Origin of the sequence: Denitrovibrio acetiphilus DSM 12809 (assembly GCF_000025725.1) — a bacterium.
Taxonomy (GTDB): domain Bacteria; phylum Chrysiogenota; class Deferribacteres; order Deferribacterales; family Geovibrionaceae; genus Denitrovibrio; species Denitrovibrio acetiphilus.
Genome location: NC_013943.1, coordinates 1,541,611 through 1,559,727 on the forward strand (window position 1 = coordinate 1,541,611; position 18,117 = coordinate 1,559,727).

At 39.6% G+C, this 18,117-nt stretch carries 14 protein-coding genes and 1 pseudogene; 4 read left to right on the top strand and 11 right to left on the bottom strand.

The window, feature by feature from the left end; translation table 11 throughout:
• Positions 1–52 precede the first annotated feature (52 nt).
• Positions 53–1,321: an IS256 family transposase gene (locus tag DACET_RS07460; RefSeq protein ID WP_013010771.1), complete on the top strand. Its 1,269-nt coding sequence runs from the start codon at positions 53–55 to the stop codon at positions 1,319–1,321.
• On the opposite strand, the gene DACET_RS07465 is transcribed toward DACET_RS07460, so the two are convergent.
• The 5 genes and pseudogenes from DACET_RS07465 to DACET_RS07480 form a co-directional block, all read right to left on the bottom strand.
• Positions 1,280–5,776, bottom strand: coding sequence for an acyl-CoA dehydratase activase-related protein (locus DACET_RS07465; RefSeq protein WP_148214161.1), 4,497 nt, complete (start codon positions 5,774–5,776; stop codon positions 1,280–1,282). The genes DACET_RS07460 and DACET_RS07465 overlap by 42 nt on opposite strands.
• Positions 5,763–6,761 (bottom strand): putative ABC transporter permease, encoded by a 999-nt coding sequence (locus DACET_RS15515; protein WP_013010773.1) that lies wholly within the window; start codon positions 6,759–6,761, stop codon positions 5,763–5,765. The genes DACET_RS07465 and DACET_RS15515 overlap by 14 nt, the downstream gene beginning before the upstream one ends.
• A gap of 15 nt (positions 6,762–6,776) precedes the next feature.
• Positions 6,777–7,397, bottom strand: coding sequence for a TetR/AcrR family transcriptional regulator (locus DACET_RS07475; protein WP_013010774.1), 621 nt, complete (start codon positions 7,395–7,397; stop codon positions 6,777–6,779).
• Between the two features lie 156 nt (positions 7,398–7,553).
• Positions 7,554–7,772: pseudogene (locus DACET_RS15980) on the bottom strand (transposase); the annotation flags it as partial.
• A gap of 28 nt (positions 7,773–7,800) precedes the next feature.
• Positions 7,801–9,201: an IS4 family transposase gene (locus tag DACET_RS07480; RefSeq protein WP_013010775.1), complete on the bottom strand. Its 1,401-nt coding sequence runs from the start codon at positions 9,199–9,201 to the stop codon at positions 7,801–7,803.
• 223 nt (positions 9,202–9,424) lie between these two features.
• Here DACET_RS07480 and DACET_RS07485 point away from each other — a divergent pair, with 223 nt between their 5' ends.
• Positions 9,425–11,143, top strand: coding sequence for a methyl-accepting chemotaxis protein (locus DACET_RS07485; protein ID WP_013010776.1), 1,719 nt, complete (start codon positions 9,425–9,427; stop codon positions 11,141–11,143).
• Between the two features lie 87 nt (positions 11,144–11,230).
• Positions 11,231–11,512 carry a hypothetical protein gene (locus DACET_RS07490; RefSeq protein WP_013010777.1) on the top strand — a complete coding sequence of 94 codons (282 nt, stop codon included), beginning with the start codon at positions 11,231–11,233 and terminating at the stop codon, positions 11,510–11,512.
• 92 nt (positions 11,513–11,604) lie between these two features.
• Here DACET_RS07490 and DACET_RS07495 read toward each other — a convergent pair whose 3' ends face one another.
• The 5 genes from DACET_RS07495 to DACET_RS15520 all read right to left on the bottom strand — a co-directional run bounded on the left by DACET_RS07495 (position 11,605) and on the right by DACET_RS15520 (position 16,340).
• Entirely contained in the window at positions 11,605–12,801 is a 1,197-nt protein-coding gene (locus DACET_RS07495; protein ID WP_013010778.1) for an IS256 family transposase, read from the bottom strand.
• 108 nt (positions 12,802–12,909) lie between these two features.
• Positions 12,910–13,050 carry a hypothetical protein gene (locus DACET_RS16270; RefSeq protein WP_013010779.1) on the bottom strand — a complete coding sequence of 47 codons (141 nt, stop codon included), beginning with the start codon at positions 13,048–13,050 and terminating at the stop codon, positions 12,910–12,912.
• 13 nt (positions 13,051–13,063) lie between these two features.
• Positions 13,064–13,504 carry an Hsp20/alpha crystallin family protein gene (locus DACET_RS07505; protein ID WP_013010780.1) on the bottom strand — a complete coding sequence of 147 codons (441 nt, stop codon included), beginning with the start codon at positions 13,502–13,504 and terminating at the stop codon, positions 13,064–13,066.
• Between the two features lie 14 nt (positions 13,505–13,518).
• A complete protein-coding gene (locus DACET_RS07510) occupies positions 13,519–14,061 on the bottom strand; it encodes an Hsp20/alpha crystallin family protein (RefSeq protein WP_013010781.1) in 543 nt (180 codons plus the stop codon).
• A 329-nt stretch (positions 14,062–14,390) separates the two neighbouring features.
• Positions 14,391–16,340: a methyl-accepting chemotaxis protein gene (locus DACET_RS15520; RefSeq protein ID WP_013010782.1), complete on the bottom strand. Its 1,950-nt coding sequence runs from the start codon at positions 16,338–16,340 to the stop codon at positions 14,391–14,393.
• A gap of 169 nt (positions 16,341–16,509) precedes the next feature.
• Between DACET_RS15520 and DACET_RS07520 the strand changes: the two genes are divergently transcribed.
• Complete coding sequence (locus DACET_RS07520; RefSeq protein WP_013010002.1) at positions 16,510–17,910, top strand: IS4 family transposase; 1,401 nt, start codon at positions 16,510–16,512, stop codon at positions 17,908–17,910.
• On the opposite strand, the gene DACET_RS07525 is transcribed toward DACET_RS07520, so the two are convergent.
• Entirely contained in the window at positions 17,872–18,114 is a 243-nt protein-coding gene (locus tag DACET_RS07525) for a hypothetical protein (protein ID WP_013010783.1), read from the bottom strand. The genes DACET_RS07520 and DACET_RS07525 overlap by 39 nt on opposite strands.
• Positions 18,115–18,117 lie beyond the last annotated feature (3 nt).

Sequence of the window (18,117 nt, forward strand, 5' to 3'; positions counted from 1 at the left end):
AAATAAAAGTGTGTAAACGTCGTATGTGTTAAACTAACATGCGAGGTTTATGATGAAATTCGACAAAGACAAACTGAAAGATCTGCTTGCAGAAAGCGATGTAAAAACCACAGAAGACCTTCAGGTATTTATGCGTGACATGATGAAAGAAGTCATCGAAACGCTCTACGAAGGCGAACTTGAAGCCCATTTAGGCTACAAGAAACATGAACCGAACGTAAGTGACGGCAACAGCCGTAACGGTCGTTCTTCCAAGAAAGTACAATCACAGATGGGCGAAATGGAACTCGAAGTACCTCGTGACCGCCTATCAACCTTTTCTCCAGAAATAGTCAAGAAACGCCAGATAGATATATCCGGCATTGAAGCCAAAGTTATATCCATGTATGCCAAAGGGATGAGTAACCGTGACATCAAAGAGCACATTTTTGATATTTACGGTCATGAGCTGTCGCCGGAGACAGTAAGTGTCATTACTGACAAGATACTCCCACAGGCTAAGGAGTGGCAGAACAGAGCCTTGGAAGAGATATACGCCATTGTCTTTATGGATGGCATGGTTTTAAAGATGCGTGTGGACGGAGCCGTCCGCAACGTCACTATCTACTTTGTGATCGGCATCAGCATGGAAGGTCACAAATCCTGTCTGGGGCTTTATCTTGCTGAAACAGAATCCGCCAAATACTGGCTGACCGTTATGAACGAGCTGAAGAACCGTGGAGTGCAGGATATTCTTATCTTTGCTGTGGATAACCTTAAGGGCATCTCAGAAGCTATAACAGCCGCTTTCCCGCAGTCTGAGATACAGAAATGTGTAGTGCATCAGATACGCAATTCTCTCCGCTTTGTGCCTTGGAAAGAGCGTAAGACAGTAGCATCTGACCTCAAGAGAATCTATGCTGCAGCTACAGAGGAACAGGCTAGCGCAGAGCTGGATGCCTTTGCTGAAAAGTGGGACAGCAAATACCCCAACATCTCGAAATCATGGCGTAACAACTGGACTGAGCTTTCTACTTATTTCAAATATTCCAAGGAGCTCAGGAGGCTGATCTATACCACAAATCCTGTGGAGAGCTTCCATTCTGCCATCAGAAAATCTACCAAAGGAAAAGGAGCCTTCCCGACAGAAGACTCCCTTATAAAGCTCTTATATTTAGCTATTTTAGGTATCGAAAAGAAATGGACTATGCCAATCAGGGATTGGGGTGTAATATACTCACAGCTGTATATCAACTATGAAGACAGAATTACGACTTTACACACTTTAATTTTCAGACTCTTATTCAATTTTATACTTAATCTCTTTAATTTTTTCCCATAATGGCAGTTTAGACACCCATGCTCTCCATTTTTCAACCTTAAGTGAAGTATCACTACTGAACGCATAAAAATTATGCAGAGACATATATGATGACAGCCATTGGTTCCTGTCATGTTTCTGTATATCTGCCATCGCAGTTTTGCAGGATGTCTGCTCTTTTGCGGCATTAACTATGAGATGCAGCCTGTTCAGTATATTTATTTCGCTTGAGCCGGCATCCATATCAATAGCCAGAAAGTTAATTGAAGGGAACATCTCTTTAAGCTGCATCTCAACACCTTTGCCGGTAATGTGATTTGATATACAGCCGAAAGGCTGAAGGCATATTATATTGTTTGTCCCTTCGCTTAGCATTGATATCATTTCAGCTGTCAGAAGCCACCCTTCTCCGGACTGGTTCGCCAGACTTGTGACTTTTCCCGTAATTTCTGAAAGCTGTCTCAATTTCTTTGGTTTTCTATAGAACCTGTACCCCCTCATCACTTTGTCAATCTGCATTAAATAAAAACCTGAAAACATTTCAAGCACGCTGTATTTTATTCGATCCTTAAACGAACGCTTAAGATATGAGTTCTGGTCGTAAGTTTCATTTATAAAACGCTGTGAAAAAAAGCTCAGCAAAGGGGGTATATCACACTCTATCCCCTGCGATGTCAGCCAGTCCAAAATATGCCCGTTTGAAAAAATATTATGTTTAACAAATATTTCCCCGACTATGCCAACCCTTGGCACTTTGGATTTGTCTACTTCCACCGAGTTAAACTCATCTACTGCTTCTTTTAGGATATTTAACAGATTATGATAATCGGCCTTTTCAACTCCTTCTTCCATCCTTAAAAGATATTTCTCATGCAGCAACTTTGCTGTGCCGGCTATCTTTTCTCTGACAACAGTTGTGAGATACATTTTCACAAGCTGATCGGCAAACACGATCCCTAAAGCTAAACGTTTGAACAGTTCTGACGAATCAATTTCAAAACCAGGCTGATAGTTTATATCTTGATTTGATACAGTTATGACCGGAATATCATTTAATCCAGCACTCGCCAGTCCTTTTTTGATCAGTGAAACGTAAGCTGATGCCCTGCACTGCCCTCCTGTCTGAGTAAGAAGCACGGCTGTTTTCTGGGGGTCGTATCCGCCTGTCTGGAACGCCTTGATGATGTCACCGGCAATCAGTATTGCCGGATAGCACATATCATTATTTATGCTTTTGAGTCCTAGTTCTACTGATGCAACATCCTGCGGCGGGAGGACTTCAACTTTGTACCCCAGCGGTCTGAAAGCGGCAGGGATAAGAGGTGAATAGAACCTGGAAAAATATGGTGCAATAATTGTTCTGACACGGTCATTTTTCAAAAAAACACGTCCATGCTCAACTTTTTTAAAGACTTCCGGCTCTGCCTTAGCTACCCCCTCTTTAACCGCTTCCAGCATTGATCTCAATCTGATTTTCACAGCTCCTAAATTGGCGATTTCATCCATTTTGAGAAGAGTATGGACTTTGCCGCCGTAATAAAGAATTTTTTTAACCTCGTCCGAGGAAACGGCATCCGGCCCACACCCGAAAGATGTGACCTGCACCATCTGGGCATTCTTGTTTTTAGTAACCCACTCAGCGGCGGCATAAAGTCTATTTGAATAGCTCCACTGTGTCAGAACATTTATGTCCCCTAATAGCACAGATTCATTATTAAACGATGCGGCAGCTTCACTGATTACGTCTACACCCATTTCAGCCAGCAGTTCAGGACAGCCGTGATTGATAAGAGGATCAACATGGTAAGGCCTTCCGGCTAGAACCACAACAGTTCTGCCATTAATATCAGCATTTTCTATCAGGTTCTTTGTTTTTAATCTGAGTTCTTCCTTGTATTTATCCTGTGATACCAAGCCTTTCTCAACTCCTTTTGACACCTCGGAATAAGATACTCCAAACTTTCTAAAAAAAAGGAAGAGCTGATCTTTCAGCAGTCTGGTATTATTAAAACTGACTACAGGCTTATCAAGCGGGATATTGAATTTCTTTTTAGGATTGATAGCATTTTTCAGAAGATCCGGATAGCCTGTAACTACTGGACAGTTATATGAATTCAATGCGTCCTCATATTCTTTATGCTCATAGATAACAGTTGGATAAAAAATTCTGTCAACTTTTTTATCGGCAAGGTCAATAATATGTCCATGGGCAAGTTTAGCAGGGAAACAGATGTTTTCAGACATTACCGAATTCAGACCCTTTTCATATAGCCTGAAATTAGACACTGAGGATAAAACCACCTTAAACCCGCAGGATGTTAAAAAAGTGCACCAGAAGGGATAATTTTCATACATATTCAGGCACCGGGGGATTCCATAGGTCAAAACAGGCTTCCCCTCAGGCTCCGTGTTCCTGTCGAACAAAAGCTTAACCTGCTCCTCGACCAGATTTGTACCTTTAACATCGGCATTTGCATCGTTGCTGAAATATCTTTCACATCTGTTGCCAGTGAAAAAATGGTTTCCGTTATCAAATATCAGCTTGAACACCTTGCATTTATTCTCACATCCACTGCAGTGAAATTCTTTTTTTGTAAAGCTGCTCCCAGCTTCAAGACTGCTGAGTGCAAAATATTCCTCAGCCGCATTTTTGCTCTGGTTTTGTAATGCATTTCTTACAGCAGCGGAATCTTTAAGTCTATGATATTCCATATGTGCAGACAGAGCGGAGCCATATGCGCCCATAAGCTCAGATATATCAGGCCTTATTACCTCTTTTTCAAGCAGTGCTTCCAGTGCCTTTAGCACCGCAGGATTTTTGAACGTACCGCCTTGTGCTAGAATTTTGTCTCCGGTCTCATTATTATTTTTCAGCTTCAATACTTTATAGAGACTATTTTTTATGACCGAGTAAGCCAGACCGGCTGAGATATCTGCAACATCCGCTCTTTCTCTGAGAGCCTGTTTGACTTTTGAATTCATGAACACTGTACACCGGGTTCCTAGATCAAAAGGTGCGTGACTCTCACAGCCTTTTGCGGCAAACTCCTGAACATTGTACCCCAGAGATTGTGCAAATGTTTCTATAAACGAACCACAGCCTGAGGAACATGCCTCATTAACATGAATCTCGGACACAGCATGGTTTTGAATAAAGATGGCTTTCATGTCCTGGCCGCCTATATCCAGGATAAATGAAACGTCAGGCTCAAAAAATCTGGCTGCTCTGAAGTGAGCGATAGTCTCCACCACTCCGTCATCTATATCGAAGGCAACTTTTATAAGGCTTTCGCCGTAACCTGTCACTGCAGAGCGGACAATGTGCGGACAAACACCTGCATTGTCAAATTCATTTTTTATAAATTTGAGTCCTTGATTCACAGCATCGATAGGGTCGCCGTGATTAGGCCCGTAATGACTCAGAACCAGTTTGCCCTCATCGTCAATAATGACAACTTTTGTAGTTGTTGAACCAGAGTCAATACCCATGTAGAGGTCTTTACCAATAGATTCAGAAGGGGCGGTTTTTTTCACTTTGTACTGTTTGTGCCTTTCAGACCAGTTATTAAATTCTGTTTCACTTTTAAACAGCGGGGCAAGCCTCTTTGTACCTTCTTTAAGTTCAATATCCATGCTTTTGACTATCAGAGACAATAACTCACTGAGGTTCTTTAGACATGGCCTGTCAACGTATGCAATCGCTGTACCAACAGCGGGAATTAGCTCCGGATCAGATGGAATTATAATATCAGAATCTCCGCCGATATTAAGCATGCCAGCAAACACTCCACGGAGTGCCGGGTAAAATGACAGAGGGCCTCCCCCGAAAAGTATCTTAGGCTTTATTTCGCGGCCGTGTGATAGTGCTGTAATAAACTGGGCTGCTACAGCATGGAATACTGATGCGGCTATATCTTCTGCTGAAACATGTTGGCTGAGAAGTGCCTGAATATCCGTTTTCGCAAAAACTCCGCAGCGCGACGCAATGGGATAGGTTTCAGATGATTTCTCCGCCAGAGAATTCATTTCAGATACATCAACATTAAGAAGCACCGCCATCTGGTCTATAAAAGCGCCTGTCCCTCCTGCGCAGGTTCCGTTCATTCGGATATCAGGCATAAAGTTTTCATCAAAAAAAACAATCTTTGAGTCTTCTCCGCCTATTTCTATAAATGTTTTACATTCAGGATAATTTTTTTTTATATATTGCGCAGATGCAACAACTTCCTGTATAAACGGCAATCCAAGGCTCTCTGCGATTCCCATTCCTGCTGAGCCTGTAACTTTCAGGTCAAGCAGAACATCTCCCAACTCCTCAAAAGCCTCAGTGAATATTCCTCTAAGCGTCTCAATTGTTTTTGTCTGGTGGCGAACATAGCGTTTAAATACAGTTTTACCGTTTTCATCAATTATTACTGCTTTGGCCGTAGTTGATCCGATATCAATTCCGGCGAGGTGGAATTTATTCATGCTCATTATTCCTCGAAATATTTTTGTAGCTGTTTCTAAACGGGACATAATCCTTTACCGAACAATACGTATCCACAACACAAACAAGTAAAGACTCCACATAGTAAGGGGGTATTATCGTCAGAGGCCACATATGCTTACTTATAATGTCCCTCTCTTTTTTTGAAAGTTCTGTGATTTTTTCAGCATTACTGAGAGCAATCGTGTGATGTCTTAATCCGTGCAGTCTGGGACCTTCGGTTCTCCAGTCATAATAAAAAAGATCGTGCAAAAGCGCTCCTTTGACGATTGCTGACAGATCAAGATTTAGCTTTCTCCCCAGGAAAAAACTTAAATAAGCAACCTCCATAACATGATCCAATCTTGTCTTATCTCTATGATGGGGATAATTTGCCAGAGATAAAACCTCCGGCATAGCGAGCACCCCTGCTGATATAGACCTGAATTCTTGATAGGTGTCCGTTTTTTTATACTCTGCAATTGTTAAAGTTCTGTAAATAACGATCATTATGTCTGCAAGCATGAAAAGAAATATCGTTAAAACAGATAGCACAATAAAAGAATCAGGCAGCATCGATGCAAACTTCTGATATCCCGGAAGTATAAGATATTCAAAAGCAAATGCCAGAAATACCCAATAAATGGAAAATTTAGGACATATATATCCTTTATAATTCAACCATTCATCTGAATAATCCCAAAGACGAACACTTGAAAATAGATTGCTGGCAAATCCTGATCCAAGCTCAAATAGAGTCGTGACTAACAGATACACCAAAGCCTTAGCAGGCAGAGAAAAGTCACTCATAATGTTTACAGCAGACATGAGAACTAAGGCAGCTGTACCATAAATTATCAGATAGGGTCCCTTCAGAAGACCCGGATTTATAAACCGTCCAGCCACGCACGAACGGTAAGCTATCTCAAGCGCCCAGCCTGCAACAGAAAAAAGAATAAAAGGGAAAAGATACTGACCGACTATTGTTTCCATATAACGTCCGGACAACTATTTTTTTAATACACCGTGCAAAAACATTTCTGTTATAACCGAGATGTCAGTTTCACTGTAATCCTGTTCAAGGTTTTCAAGCAGGTTATAAAGAAATGTATTAGTAATACCTTCAAGCGCCAGAGCCATAAAGTACGGATTAGTATTGTTAATAACATTGCGGCTAATGCCAGATTCCATAACCGCAGCTATATGGTTAAGGAGCTTATTGTAAAGCGACTGAATCTCATGGTCAAAACCTGTCTGGATATTATAATATGTACCGCTTGACCCCACGATATAGAGTTTTAATGCTGAAGCATTAGCATCAAACAGTCTGAATTTAGCAGAGACATAATCCGATATAATACTGACAACATCTTTTTTCTCAGATAAAACTTCATAAAGGGTATCATGGTATTCATGTGCCTTTGTCATTATTAGGCACTTATACAGTTCTTCTTTACTTTTAAAAAATTTATAAAGGGTGCCAATGGCAAATTCGGCTTTAGCTGCTACCTCTTGCATAGAAACACTATGGTACCCCTTTTCAGAAAAAAGTTCTAAAGCAGCCGTCAGTATGTAGTTTCTGTGTCTGATTTTATCTTGTTCCTTTCGGGAAATTCTGTTTGTCTGCATATATCACCTTCTGAAGCAACAATACATTTTATGAATATAAATTCAAATAATGACTACTCATTCACATTAATATACTAAGACCCTGGTAATAATCAAGCTCAAAATGTTGTATTTTATATCTCTTCCAAATCTAATGCATGTTGTTGTTTAACTCTAGGTTACTCTGCGTAATTCTTTCTCTAAACGGTTTATTTCGGATTGTTGATCTGACTGGATTTTATAATCTGAACTGTCAGCACCAAATTTCTTGATCCAGTTATAAATACTATTAGTACTTATCCCCAACTTGAAGGATACTTCACTGGCGTTATGACCTTGTTCTGTGACTTGCTTGACGACTTCAATCTTGAATTCATCTGTGTAGCGTTTACCGTTCGTTGAACACTTCTAAGATAGTTATAACTCAAGTTTCGCACCTTTGAAATAGCAGATTTTCAATTGAAATCCTAATCACCCCTTGAATGTCGTTCAATTTATCTGTAAAAAGTGCAAATGTTTCTTTTACTCCATCAATAATAGATAATAACCGTTTTAAGAATTTATCCATAAACGCCAGAATGTTCAGCTCCTCGACTTCATACCTCAATTCCTCGTACAGACTGCCCTTGTGACGGAAATCACCATTTATCCGTTCCATATAGCTCAGGATGATAAACCTAACGAGTGACAGTGTCAGGAAGCAAATAGTAGCCTCAAATGATCTGGATTGATTTTTCCCAAAGAAAAGCTTGCTCTTGGCGTCTTTAAACAACACTTCCACCGCCCATCTCTTCCCATAGGTCTCAATAATTTGTGCTGAAGTCAGAGTTATATCAGTAGAAAGCAGAATGATAGGCTTCTTTGACTTGCTTTTTCTCAGTGGTTTACAAAAGACAAGCTTAACTGAAGTACCACCAAATAAAGCGTTTACACATGACACAGACACCAGCTCATTGCTTATTGTCAGTGTCTCTTTGCGCAGGCTGGGGACCACGCATTCCCAGAGTCTCTTTGTCGAAAATATCTTACCATTTACCGCCACAGTCAACGTTGGTGTGGTTTTAAGCATAGCAATAACATCATAACCGATCTCATGAAAGATTGATGAAACCAGCTTCGGCATACAGTACCAGCTGTCAAATAAAACTGCTCCTGCATCCAGCCCTTTCTGTTTAGCCCGTTTAAGCATTTCCTTTACAAGTGTCGGCTTATCTTTAACAGCTTCTTGGCGACGATGCCATGCCAGAGCACGTTTATCCATCTCTGGTGTTGTCGATTGTTTGAATACTTTCTGACTGCTTCGTTGTAAGGCAAAATCTACAGGAATAAAAGAAGAACGATCACTCCAGCCAAGAACCACTGCACTGAATCCCTTCACGCTCTTGCCCTTGCTATGGTCAAACACCCAGGAAACTTCTTCTATCTTCTTGCCGGCTTTCTGAATCACTGTGTCGTCAATGACAAGAACACGCTGCTGCCAGCTACTGAATGACTTGAAATGCCTGACCACCTTAAGTGATATATCCATCATAAAACGCCGCCAATTGATACTTGTACGTGTGCTTAAACGATAAAAAACATCTTTACCGCCTAAATCGAATAAGCTGTTTCGGCAGTGGGAAACAAAATGGTGAACGCTCTTACCGAGAAACGTCAGAAAAACTAAAGCCACAAGAATAGAAAATGGTTCAACGCCTTGATTCTTTGTAATACCGCATCTATAGGCAATTGTACGTAGTTGCAAAGCCTTCATTACTCGGAATATCTCAAATTCTTTCCACAATGCCGCTTGTATTTCAGACTGCCATGATTTATTCTCAAGCATAGAAAAAGTCTCCTTTGGCAATTTTTTGTTAGAAAATCAATATACCATTTATGGGAGACTTTTTCTATTATTATCCTAGCTATAACAATAAGTTATCGTACTATATCAAGGTGCGAAACTTGAGCTATAAATTTATTTAACCACCTTTAGTACAATTGTTAAATTGTTTTTGACGTTTGCATATGCATATAATATATCATAACTAATTTCTTGTGAGGCTTTCATGAAACTCAATGTAAAAATAACTTTATTTGTTGCCGTAATTGTGATTATAGGGATGGGTATTTTATTTACAGTTAACTATTTCCAAATGAAAAAGCAGTATTTTAATGCAGAGATTGCAAAAGCAAGAAGCTTTGTACTTGCTGCCGAGGGAGTGAGAGAATACATGGCTCTTTCAATGGAAGCGGATATCTATGATATGGGTAAAGCAAAGAAAGATTTGAATAAATTACTTCTGACAGTGCCAATTGTTGGCGCAATGAAAGTCATGGAACTTAAGTCCGAAGAAGCAGGATTGAAATTTAAAGTTCCTAAGATTTCACCACGTAATCAGAAGAATAAACCCGATAGTATTGATTTAAAATCATTAGAAGTTTTGAACACCCTGGATAAAGGCGGGAAAACAACTCCGGAATATGTTTTTCATGATACAGAAAATCACCAAATTAGATATTACAAAAGTGTTCGGCTGAGTGAAATGTGTGAATCCTGTCATGGAGACCCAGCAACCTCTAAAGAGCTTTGGGGAAATGACCAAGGTTTAGACCCTACTGGAGTTAAAATGGAAAACTGGCGGGCTGGTGAGCTTCATGGTGCATTTGAAATATTTTTACCTACAGCTCCAGTTTATGCTGCGATATACAAGAACCTTGGTGTTTCAGCAGCTGTTTTTGTGCCAGTAGGTATAGTTATTCTAATCATACTAATATACATAAATAATAAATTCATATTTAAAAGACTTATGTATATGAGAGAAATGCTTAACTTAGTAGCTTCAGGTGATTTTACTGTTCATGTTAAAGACGATTCTCCGGATGAGGTTGGAGACCTTTCACGGGCACTCAATAAAATGGTTGCTGATGTTAATGATGCCATGAGTGTGATAGTTGACTCTATATCATCTTTAGCCTCAACATCGGCAGAACTTTCAAGCAATGCAGAAACAATAGCGCAAGGAGCTCAGGAACAAGCAGAGCAAGCATCTACTACTGCGAGTGCAGTTGAGGAAGTAAACTCTACGGTAGTAGAAGTAGCTCAAAATGCAGCAAATGTCTCAAACAGTGCTGAGGAAGCAAGCATGTCTGTAGGAAACGGTCATGCTCTTGTAGAAGAAACACGTAACATGATGGTTCTTATTTCTAATACCATTACTGATTCTGCCAAAACAGTTGAAAAACTTGGTAACTCAAGTGAGCAAATAGGTCAAATTATACAGGTTATCGACGATATTGCAGACCAAACAAACCTGCTTGCTTTGAACGCAGCAATTGAGGCAGCGAGAGCAGGAGACCATGGACGAGGTTTCGCTGTTGTGGCGGACGAGGTGAGAAAACTTGCAGAAAAGACCGTTAATGCTACTAAAGAAATTGGTAGCATGATTGAAGCTATTCAAATAGACACAAAAGGTGCTGTAGAAGGCATGAGTGAGGGTGTTGAGCAAGTAAAGAACGGTAATAATAAAGCTGAGGAAGCGAAAACGTCATTGGATATCATAAAAGGCAATGTTGATAATGTTTCAAACGAAGTTAACATGATTGCTAGAGCCACTGAGGAACAAGCTAAGGCAACAGAAATGATGGCTGAAAGTATTGAAAACATTTCACGTATAACAGGCGAAAACTCTTTAGCATCTCAGGAAACTGCAGAAGCAGTTGAACAATTAAGTGTGCTTGCATCTGATTTGCAGGGACTTGTTTCCAAGTTTAAGATTAAATCTTGATTATATAAGTAAATGTAATGTGGCCTGGGCATATACAGCTTAGGCCACGAACTGAAACATTTTATATGGACTTATAAGGTGTAGTTAATGGAACAAAAACTAGATCACGTTCAAAACAAGCTTGATATGCTTATCTTAGAAAAATTTTATGTAAGCATTTATACATATGTTTCTATTCAGTTGGCAAAAAATCCTAAAATAACATTTGATGATATTGAATTTGAGCTAAGCAAGATAATTCGTCCGAGGTTAGATGGTTTCAAAGACTGTGGAGTATCAATTAAGCTTTTAGAAGAAGAAGTTCATAAATTGATACACAGGATATACCTACTAAAAACGACTAATAATAAGGCTGATTATATAAATTAATGATTTTTAAATATATTTTTTATAACTACAATATTTAGGGGTACCGTCAAGATAGTTTCGCAAATTTCCTTTTGCCGTTCGGTAGCCTTCAGCTATCCAATCACTGAATCCATCTCTATATCTCCGGCTTCAGTAAAATATTTCATACTCATATAACGTTTTGTGCCCCACTGGGTTCCAGCTACATGGCGCAGTCTGGCACAAACAAGCATCAGGGCTGAATTGCCGTCAGGAAAAGTACCGACCACACGTGTTCGACGTCGTATTTCTCTATTCAGCCGTTCAATGACATTGTTGGTACGGATCTTAAGCCAGTGAGCATAAGGGAAAGTCATGTAAGTCAGAGTCTCCTCTATGCTGTCTTCAACCTTCTTAGCGGCTTCCTTAAGCTTCATATCACGAAGCTTCTGAGCTACAGCCTGCGCCTTCTCAAGGGCAGCTTCCTTGCTCTCCTGGGCGTGTATTGCTTTAAGCATAGCTGCCACAGCTCTCACTTTGGTTCTCGGTGTTACAGAAAATACATTTCTGTAAAAGTGAACAGTACAGCGCTGATACTTGGCATCCGGATAGACTTCGCTGACAGCATCAACAAGCCCCAAACACTTATCGCCTATAAAAAGCTGAACACCCTTCAAACCTCGTTCTTTAAGACCACAGAGAAAGTTCTTCCAGCTCTCTTTATCCTCTTTCATGCCCTCTGATGCGCCGATCACTTCACGATAGCCTTCTTCATTTACAGCTATAGCTACAAGCACTGCAACGTTCTCATATGAACCACCCCAGTTGCGCTTGAGATATATGCCATCAAGATAAACATAGGGATAGCTGCACTTCAGTCTCCTGTTGCGCCAATCATCTATGTGAACATAAACCTTCTTGTTAAGCTCACTGATGGTGCTCGGAGATACTTTAGTACCCCACAACGCCTCTGTTATATCTTCTACTCGGCGAACTGATACGCCGGCAAGATACATCTCTATAAGAGCTTCTTCTACTGAGCTCTCACGGCGGCGATAGCGTTCAATAATGGCTGTTTCGAAAGTTACTCCCTTAAGCTTGGGAACTTTCAGTTTAACATCACCTGAGCTTGTCAAAAGATTCCGTTCATAGTGACCTGAACGATAACCGTTACGGTTCTCAGTACGTTCATATTTAGCGGCGTTTGTCAAAGCCTGGGCTTCCTGTTCAAGCAGGTTATTAAGTGTTTCTTCTACACTGTTGCGGACAAGTTCCTGTAACTCGCCCTTTATGGCACCTTCGTTCAGGTGTATAATCTTCTCATCGGACATGGCCTTTGCCTCCTTTGGTGAATTTGTCTGGTAACGTATTCTACCAAAACGGCGGCGGCCTTGTCCGTTTATAAAGCCGCTATCATAATTTGCGAAACTTATCGTACCTTATCCCGCAAGGAGTATCAGCTCCTTTTCGTTTTCAAATATATCAACATCCGGACTGAATACTGGGCCCTGATGTGTTTGTTCTGCAGGCACTTCTGCCTCGTGTTTTTCTTTTACTTGAAGTTGTTTGTTCTCAGACATAACGTACCTCCTTTTAATTCTGAGCAGATATCGCTATTTTTCTTGGTTTTACTTCTTCTCTCTTTGGGAGCTTGATGGTTAAAATGCCGTTCTTCATAGATGCCGCAGCTTTGTCGCCATCGGCCTCCATAGGTAGCATGATAGCACGGGAAAACTTTCCTGCTTCCCTTTCTCTGCGGTGATACTTAACATTTGTACCTTCTGAAGCGATCTTACGTTCTCCCGAGATAATGAGTTTCTTGCCTGAAAACTCAATCTCCAAATCTTCACTTACCATCCCTGGGAGTTCCGCCCTTACAAAATAATTGTCATTGTCTTCAGTAATATTTACTGAAGGGAACACCTTGTGAGAAGTATCAGCAGTTCTCATCAGCCTAAAAGCTTTTTCAGGATCGAAGAAAAAGTTAGGCCAAAATGAGCTGAATGCTGGGTCTGTAAATCTTGATCTGATCATAGTAGCCTCCTTTATTAGTTAATACTTATCTTCTTAACATTACTGCTAGGAAGTGATTTTCTATCAATTTTAATATTCAGGATGCCGTTTTTAAATGTAGCTTTGATATTTTCAGGATCTGCATCCTGTGGAAGAGAGAGTATCCTTCTGAAAGATCCGTAAGAACGTTCTACACGGTGATAGTTGTTTTCTTTTGTCTCTGTCTCTTGTTTTTTCTCACCAGAGATAATCAGAGAGTCACCAGACAGCTCAATAGAGATATCTTTCTCATCAACACCTGGGACCTCAATACTTATCGAATAGTCTTTCTTTGATTCTGAGATATCCAAGTTCGGCTTAAGAAGTCTTTCAGGGCTACTGAAAATATTTTCTCTGCTGAAGATGTTGCTGCCGAAAGAGTTGAAGATATTGTTTATCTCTTTTTGTATCACAGCAAACGGATCAGATACAGCGATTTGCTGCTTACTGCCTTGCTCTGATCTGCGTATACTCACAGTGTTATCGTTTTCTTCTTCATTTTTAAACCAATTCCAAGGGACTAACTTTTTAATGCTCATAGCTAACCTCCGAAGAATTTATATCTATCACGGTTAGCAATATAAAACCTGAGTCTACTCGTATCAAGTATTTTTTTGATGTTTTGATAAAAAAGTTATAAAGTATTATTATATGTAGATTATTAGCTCAGCTTGTATTAATTAGATAATGAAAAATCCCCCTCAGATGACCACTAAGGGGGACTAATAACAAACTTTTACGCTTGTGTTTCGGGGTTTATCTAATTTTAACAATTAATGAGTAATAAGCAAATTAAACTGATAAAAAATAAATAATGTCTGGAAAGACACTCCGTGAGCTTCCATTGTTTAACCTGGCATACTCATAGTTATTTGTTATATTTAAATTGAGAAACAGCCTTGTTTATTTCACTGTTGGAGTCATTGAGTTCAGAGATACTTTTGATAGTCTCATTTGCTATAGACTCATTTTCTTTGGCGATGGAGTCAATCTCTACAACACTTTGGTTAAGTAAGTCCATAGCTGTCGCTTCCTCTTCTGTTGCAATAGCAATTTTATTCACTTCAACAGTGACAGCTTTCACACTTTCTAAAATCTCTTCAAGTGCTTGTTTTGTATGCTCAGCCATTGTCATTCCTTCGTTAGCTTTTTCAGCATTAGCAGTCATGTTAACAACGGCTGTCTGAGTTTCATTTTGTATTGTACTAATCATATTAACGATATCTTTAGTCGCTTCGGTGGTCTTCTCAGCAAGTTTTCTGACTTCATCTGCAACAACGGCAAAACCTCTACCATGGTCACCAGCCCTTGCAGCTTCAATAGCAGCATTAAGAGCAAGAAGGTTCGTTTGGTCTGCAATATCATTGATTACTTGTATTATCTGTCCAATTTCTTGGCTTAACTGCCCTAGGTTGTTAACAATTAAACTGTTTTGCTGAACATTCTGAGCTATTGTTTCCATTAATTTCATAGAATTAACTGACATAGTATGACCATCTACAACCAGCTTATCAGCTCTATTTGCTGCGTCTGCAACTATGGAAGCATTGTTTGCCACTTCCTGGACAGTTACATTTAGCTCTTCAATAGCACTTGCTGATGATGAGGCTGCGGCGGATTGTTGTGCTACGCCAGCACTAACCCTTTCAGAAAGTCCGGTAAGCTCATTTGATACATTCGATAAACGGCTGAGCTTTTCGTTTATAACATATAAAGAGGAACTGACATCTTTAGCCATAGCACCTACCGAGTATGCAAGCTCTCCTATTTCATCATTATATTTTGGTTTGAGTTTAACAGTAAAGTCGCCCTTACTCATTATTTCCAACTTATCCTGAACATTTTTGATTCTATTGATAATAACTGATTTAGTAAAAGAATAAGAAAATAGCATAGGTACTATTATAGTAACAATCAGTAATCCTAAAAGCATATATGGAAGTCTTAATTGACTCTGTATTGCATTATAAATTTTTTGACTAGGGATACCTGATATGTGATAACCAATAAGTGCCCCTGAGTCTGTCTTGACAGGTATGCTGATAAAGTAATACATTTTACCCAGAAACTTGCTGTTAGTGGTCAAATTTAACATATCTGCATCACCTAGAGCACTAACGACCTCATCACTAAACCATTTGTTATTCGCAAGTACAAATGACCCAACCTGTTTATTCTTAGCTAGCTTTGAATACTTCTCTGCAACTTGATTAGGGATCACCAGTGCATATATCAAATCTTTCTTTGCTAAATCCCTACTCACAGAGCCGACACCTTGCAAGAACTCGACTGAGCCAACATATAGTTCATTGTCAAAAACTGGAGAGATTGCTCTAATCATAAGGCCAACACTTCCAATCTCAAATTGAACTGTGGCCTTTTTATCTTTAATAACGTTATTTACAGACTCTCTTGAGCTAATCAAGTCTTCACCAAAACTGCCGGTATCCCAGTTCTTTATAAATGATTTGCCATATCTGTCATGCAGGTGTATTTTGATGCCTTTGTAGTTCGTTTGCTTTGTATATTCTGCACTAACTCTTTCAAGTGCTTGAATAGCACCTTCTCTATCGTTGTTACTCAGTGCATTTATGACATCTGGCCTTGAGCTAAAACCTACTGCATTAGTAAGACCTATATCAAATTTTTTATCTAAAAGTTCTGATATTTGTTGAGCCATTTTTCCTGATTCTTTTAAAAAGGCTTCTTCTGTTTTTGATTTCTTGACGAGTTGAAGGGCTATAATAGCTATAGCTACAAACAGAATTCCAAGTATTAAATTGAATAGTGATACTTTTTTGTTGATAGAAAGGCTCATGATAATCCTCAATAATGGTATAGAATGTTTTTATGTACATATTAACTCAAGTTTCGCATCTTGATATAGTGCGATAACTTGTTGTTATAGCTAGGATAACAATAGAAAAAGTCTCCCATAAATGGTATATTGATTTTCAAAGAACAATTACATCAAGGAGACTTTTTCTATGCTTGAGAATAAATCATGGCAGTCTGAAATACAAGCGGCATTATGGAAAGAATTTGAGATACTCCGAGTGATGAAGGCTTTGCAGCTTCGTACAATTGCCTATAGGTGCGGTATTTCAAAGAATCAGGGCGTTGAGCCATTTTCGATTCTTGTGGCTTTAGTTTTTCTGACTTTTCTCGGCAAAAGCGTTCATCATTTTGTTTCCCATTGCCGGAACAGTCTATTTGATTTAGGCGGTAAAGATGTTTTTTATCGTTTAAGTACACGTACAAGTATCAATTGGCGGCGTTTTATGATGGATATATCGCTTAATGTGATCAGATATTTCAAATCATTCAGCAGCTGGCAGCAGCGTGTTCTTGTAATTGATGACACAGTAATTCAGAAAGCCGGCAAAAAGATAGAAGAAGTATCATGGGTGTTTGACCATAGCAAAGGTAAAAGCGTGAAAGGCTTCAGTGCTGTTGTGCTTGGCTGGAGTGATCGTGCGTCATTTGTCCCTGTAGATTTTGCTTTGCAGCGAAGCAGCAGAAAAGTATTCAAACAATCGACAGAAATTGAAATGGATAAGCGGATGCTGGCGTGGCATCGTCGACAGGAAGCAGTAAAAGACAAACCAACACTGGTAAAGGAAATGCTTAAACGGGCGAAACAGAAGGGTCTGGATGCTGGGGCTGTTCTGTTTGACAGCTGGTACTGTATGCCGAGGCTGGTGTCGTCAATTTATAATGAGATAGGCTATGACGTGATTGCCATGCTTAAAACTACACCGACATTGACTGTTGCTGTAAATGGCAAGGTATACTCAACCAAACGCTTATGGGAATGTGTTGTTCCAGATTTGATTAAGGCAACAGTAACAATTGGCAAAGATCGGGTGTCTGTATCTTCCATCAATGCTTTTTTCGGTTCAACTCTGGTTAAGCTGGTCTTCTGTCAGCCATCTGAGAAAAGTAAATCAAAGAAGCCTATTATTCTACTGTCTACGGATACATCTTTGACATCGGCAAAAATAATTGAAACCTATGGTCAGCGTTGGGCAGTAGAAGTGTTGTTTAAAGATGCCAAGAGCAAGCTTTTCTTTGGGAAAAATCAATCCAGAACCTTTGAGGCTACTATTTGCTTCCTAACACTATCGCTCGTTAGGTTTATCATCCTGAGCTATATGGAACGGATAAATGGTGATTTCCGTCACAAAGGCAGTCTGTATGAGGGTCTGCGTTATGAGGTCGAAGAACTGAATATTCTGGCGTTTATGGAAAAATTCATAAACCGATTATTATCAATAATTGATGGAGCAAAGGAAACATTTACAGTTTTTATGAATAAATTGGCTGGAATACAGGAAATGGTAAGGCTTTCAATACAGAATCTGATGTTTCAAAGGTGCGAAACTTGAGTTAATATCATCAACCCTGCGAAGCTTGATAAAGTAGCCTATCAGAGCAGATATTATTGTCTGTGCATCATTGAAAACAAGCGTAAGTTTTCCGTCTGTATCCATTCTAAGCTGTTCAACTGCAGCTTTTACAGTATCGTAGTCGTCAAATTTCGAAACCTGTCCAGAGATAATCAAACTGTTGTGTTCCCTTCTTATTTCCATATT

Bases quoted from the DNA above. Each gene is read 5' to 3' on its own strand.
- DACET_RS07460 (WP_013010771.1), top strand. From the start codon at position 53: ATGAAATTCGACAAAGACAAACTGAAAGATCTGCTTGCAGAAAGCGAT.
- DACET_RS07465 (WP_148214161.1), bottom strand. From the start codon at position 5,776: ATGAGCATGAATAAATTCCACCTCGCCGGAATTGATATCGGATCAACT.
- DACET_RS15515 (WP_013010773.1), bottom strand. From the start codon at position 6,761: ATGGAAACAATAGTCGGTCAGTATCTTTTCCCTTTTATTCTTTTTTCT.
- DACET_RS07475 (WP_013010774.1), bottom strand. From the start codon at position 7,397: ATGCAGACAAACAGAATTTCCCGAAAGGAACAAGATAAAATCAGACAC.
- DACET_RS07480 (WP_013010775.1), bottom strand. From the start codon at position 9,201: ATGCTTGAGAATAAATCATGGCAGTCTGAAATACAAGCGGCATTGTGG.
- DACET_RS07485 (WP_013010776.1), top strand. From the start codon at position 9,425: ATGAAACTCAATGTAAAAATAACTTTATTTGTTGCCGTAATTGTGATT.
- DACET_RS07490 (WP_013010777.1), top strand. From the start codon at position 11,231: ATGGAACAAAAACTAGATCACGTTCAAAACAAGCTTGATATGCTTATC.
- DACET_RS07495 (WP_013010778.1), bottom strand. From the start codon at position 12,801: ATGTCCGATGAGAAGATTATACACCTGAACGAAGGTGCCATAAAGGGC.
- DACET_RS16270 (WP_013010779.1), bottom strand. From the start codon at position 13,050: ATGTCTGAGAACAAACAACTTCAAGTAAAAGAAAAACACGAGGCAGAA.
- DACET_RS07505 (WP_013010780.1), bottom strand. From the start codon at position 13,504: ATGATCAGATCAAGATTTACAGACCCAGCATTCAGCTCATTTTGGCCT.
- DACET_RS07510 (WP_013010781.1), bottom strand. From the start codon at position 14,061: ATGAGCATTAAAAAGTTAGTCCCTTGGAATTGGTTTAAAAATGAAGAA.
- DACET_RS15520 (WP_013010782.1), bottom strand. From the start codon at position 16,340: ATGAGCCTTTCTATCAACAAAAAAGTATCACTATTCAATTTAATACTT.
- DACET_RS07520 (WP_013010002.1), top strand. From the start codon at position 16,510: ATGCTTGAGAATAAATCATGGCAGTCTGAAATACAAGCGGCATTATGG.
- DACET_RS07525 (WP_013010783.1), bottom strand. From the start codon at position 18,114: ATGGAAATAAGAAGGGAACACAACAGTTTGATTATCTCTGGACAGGTT.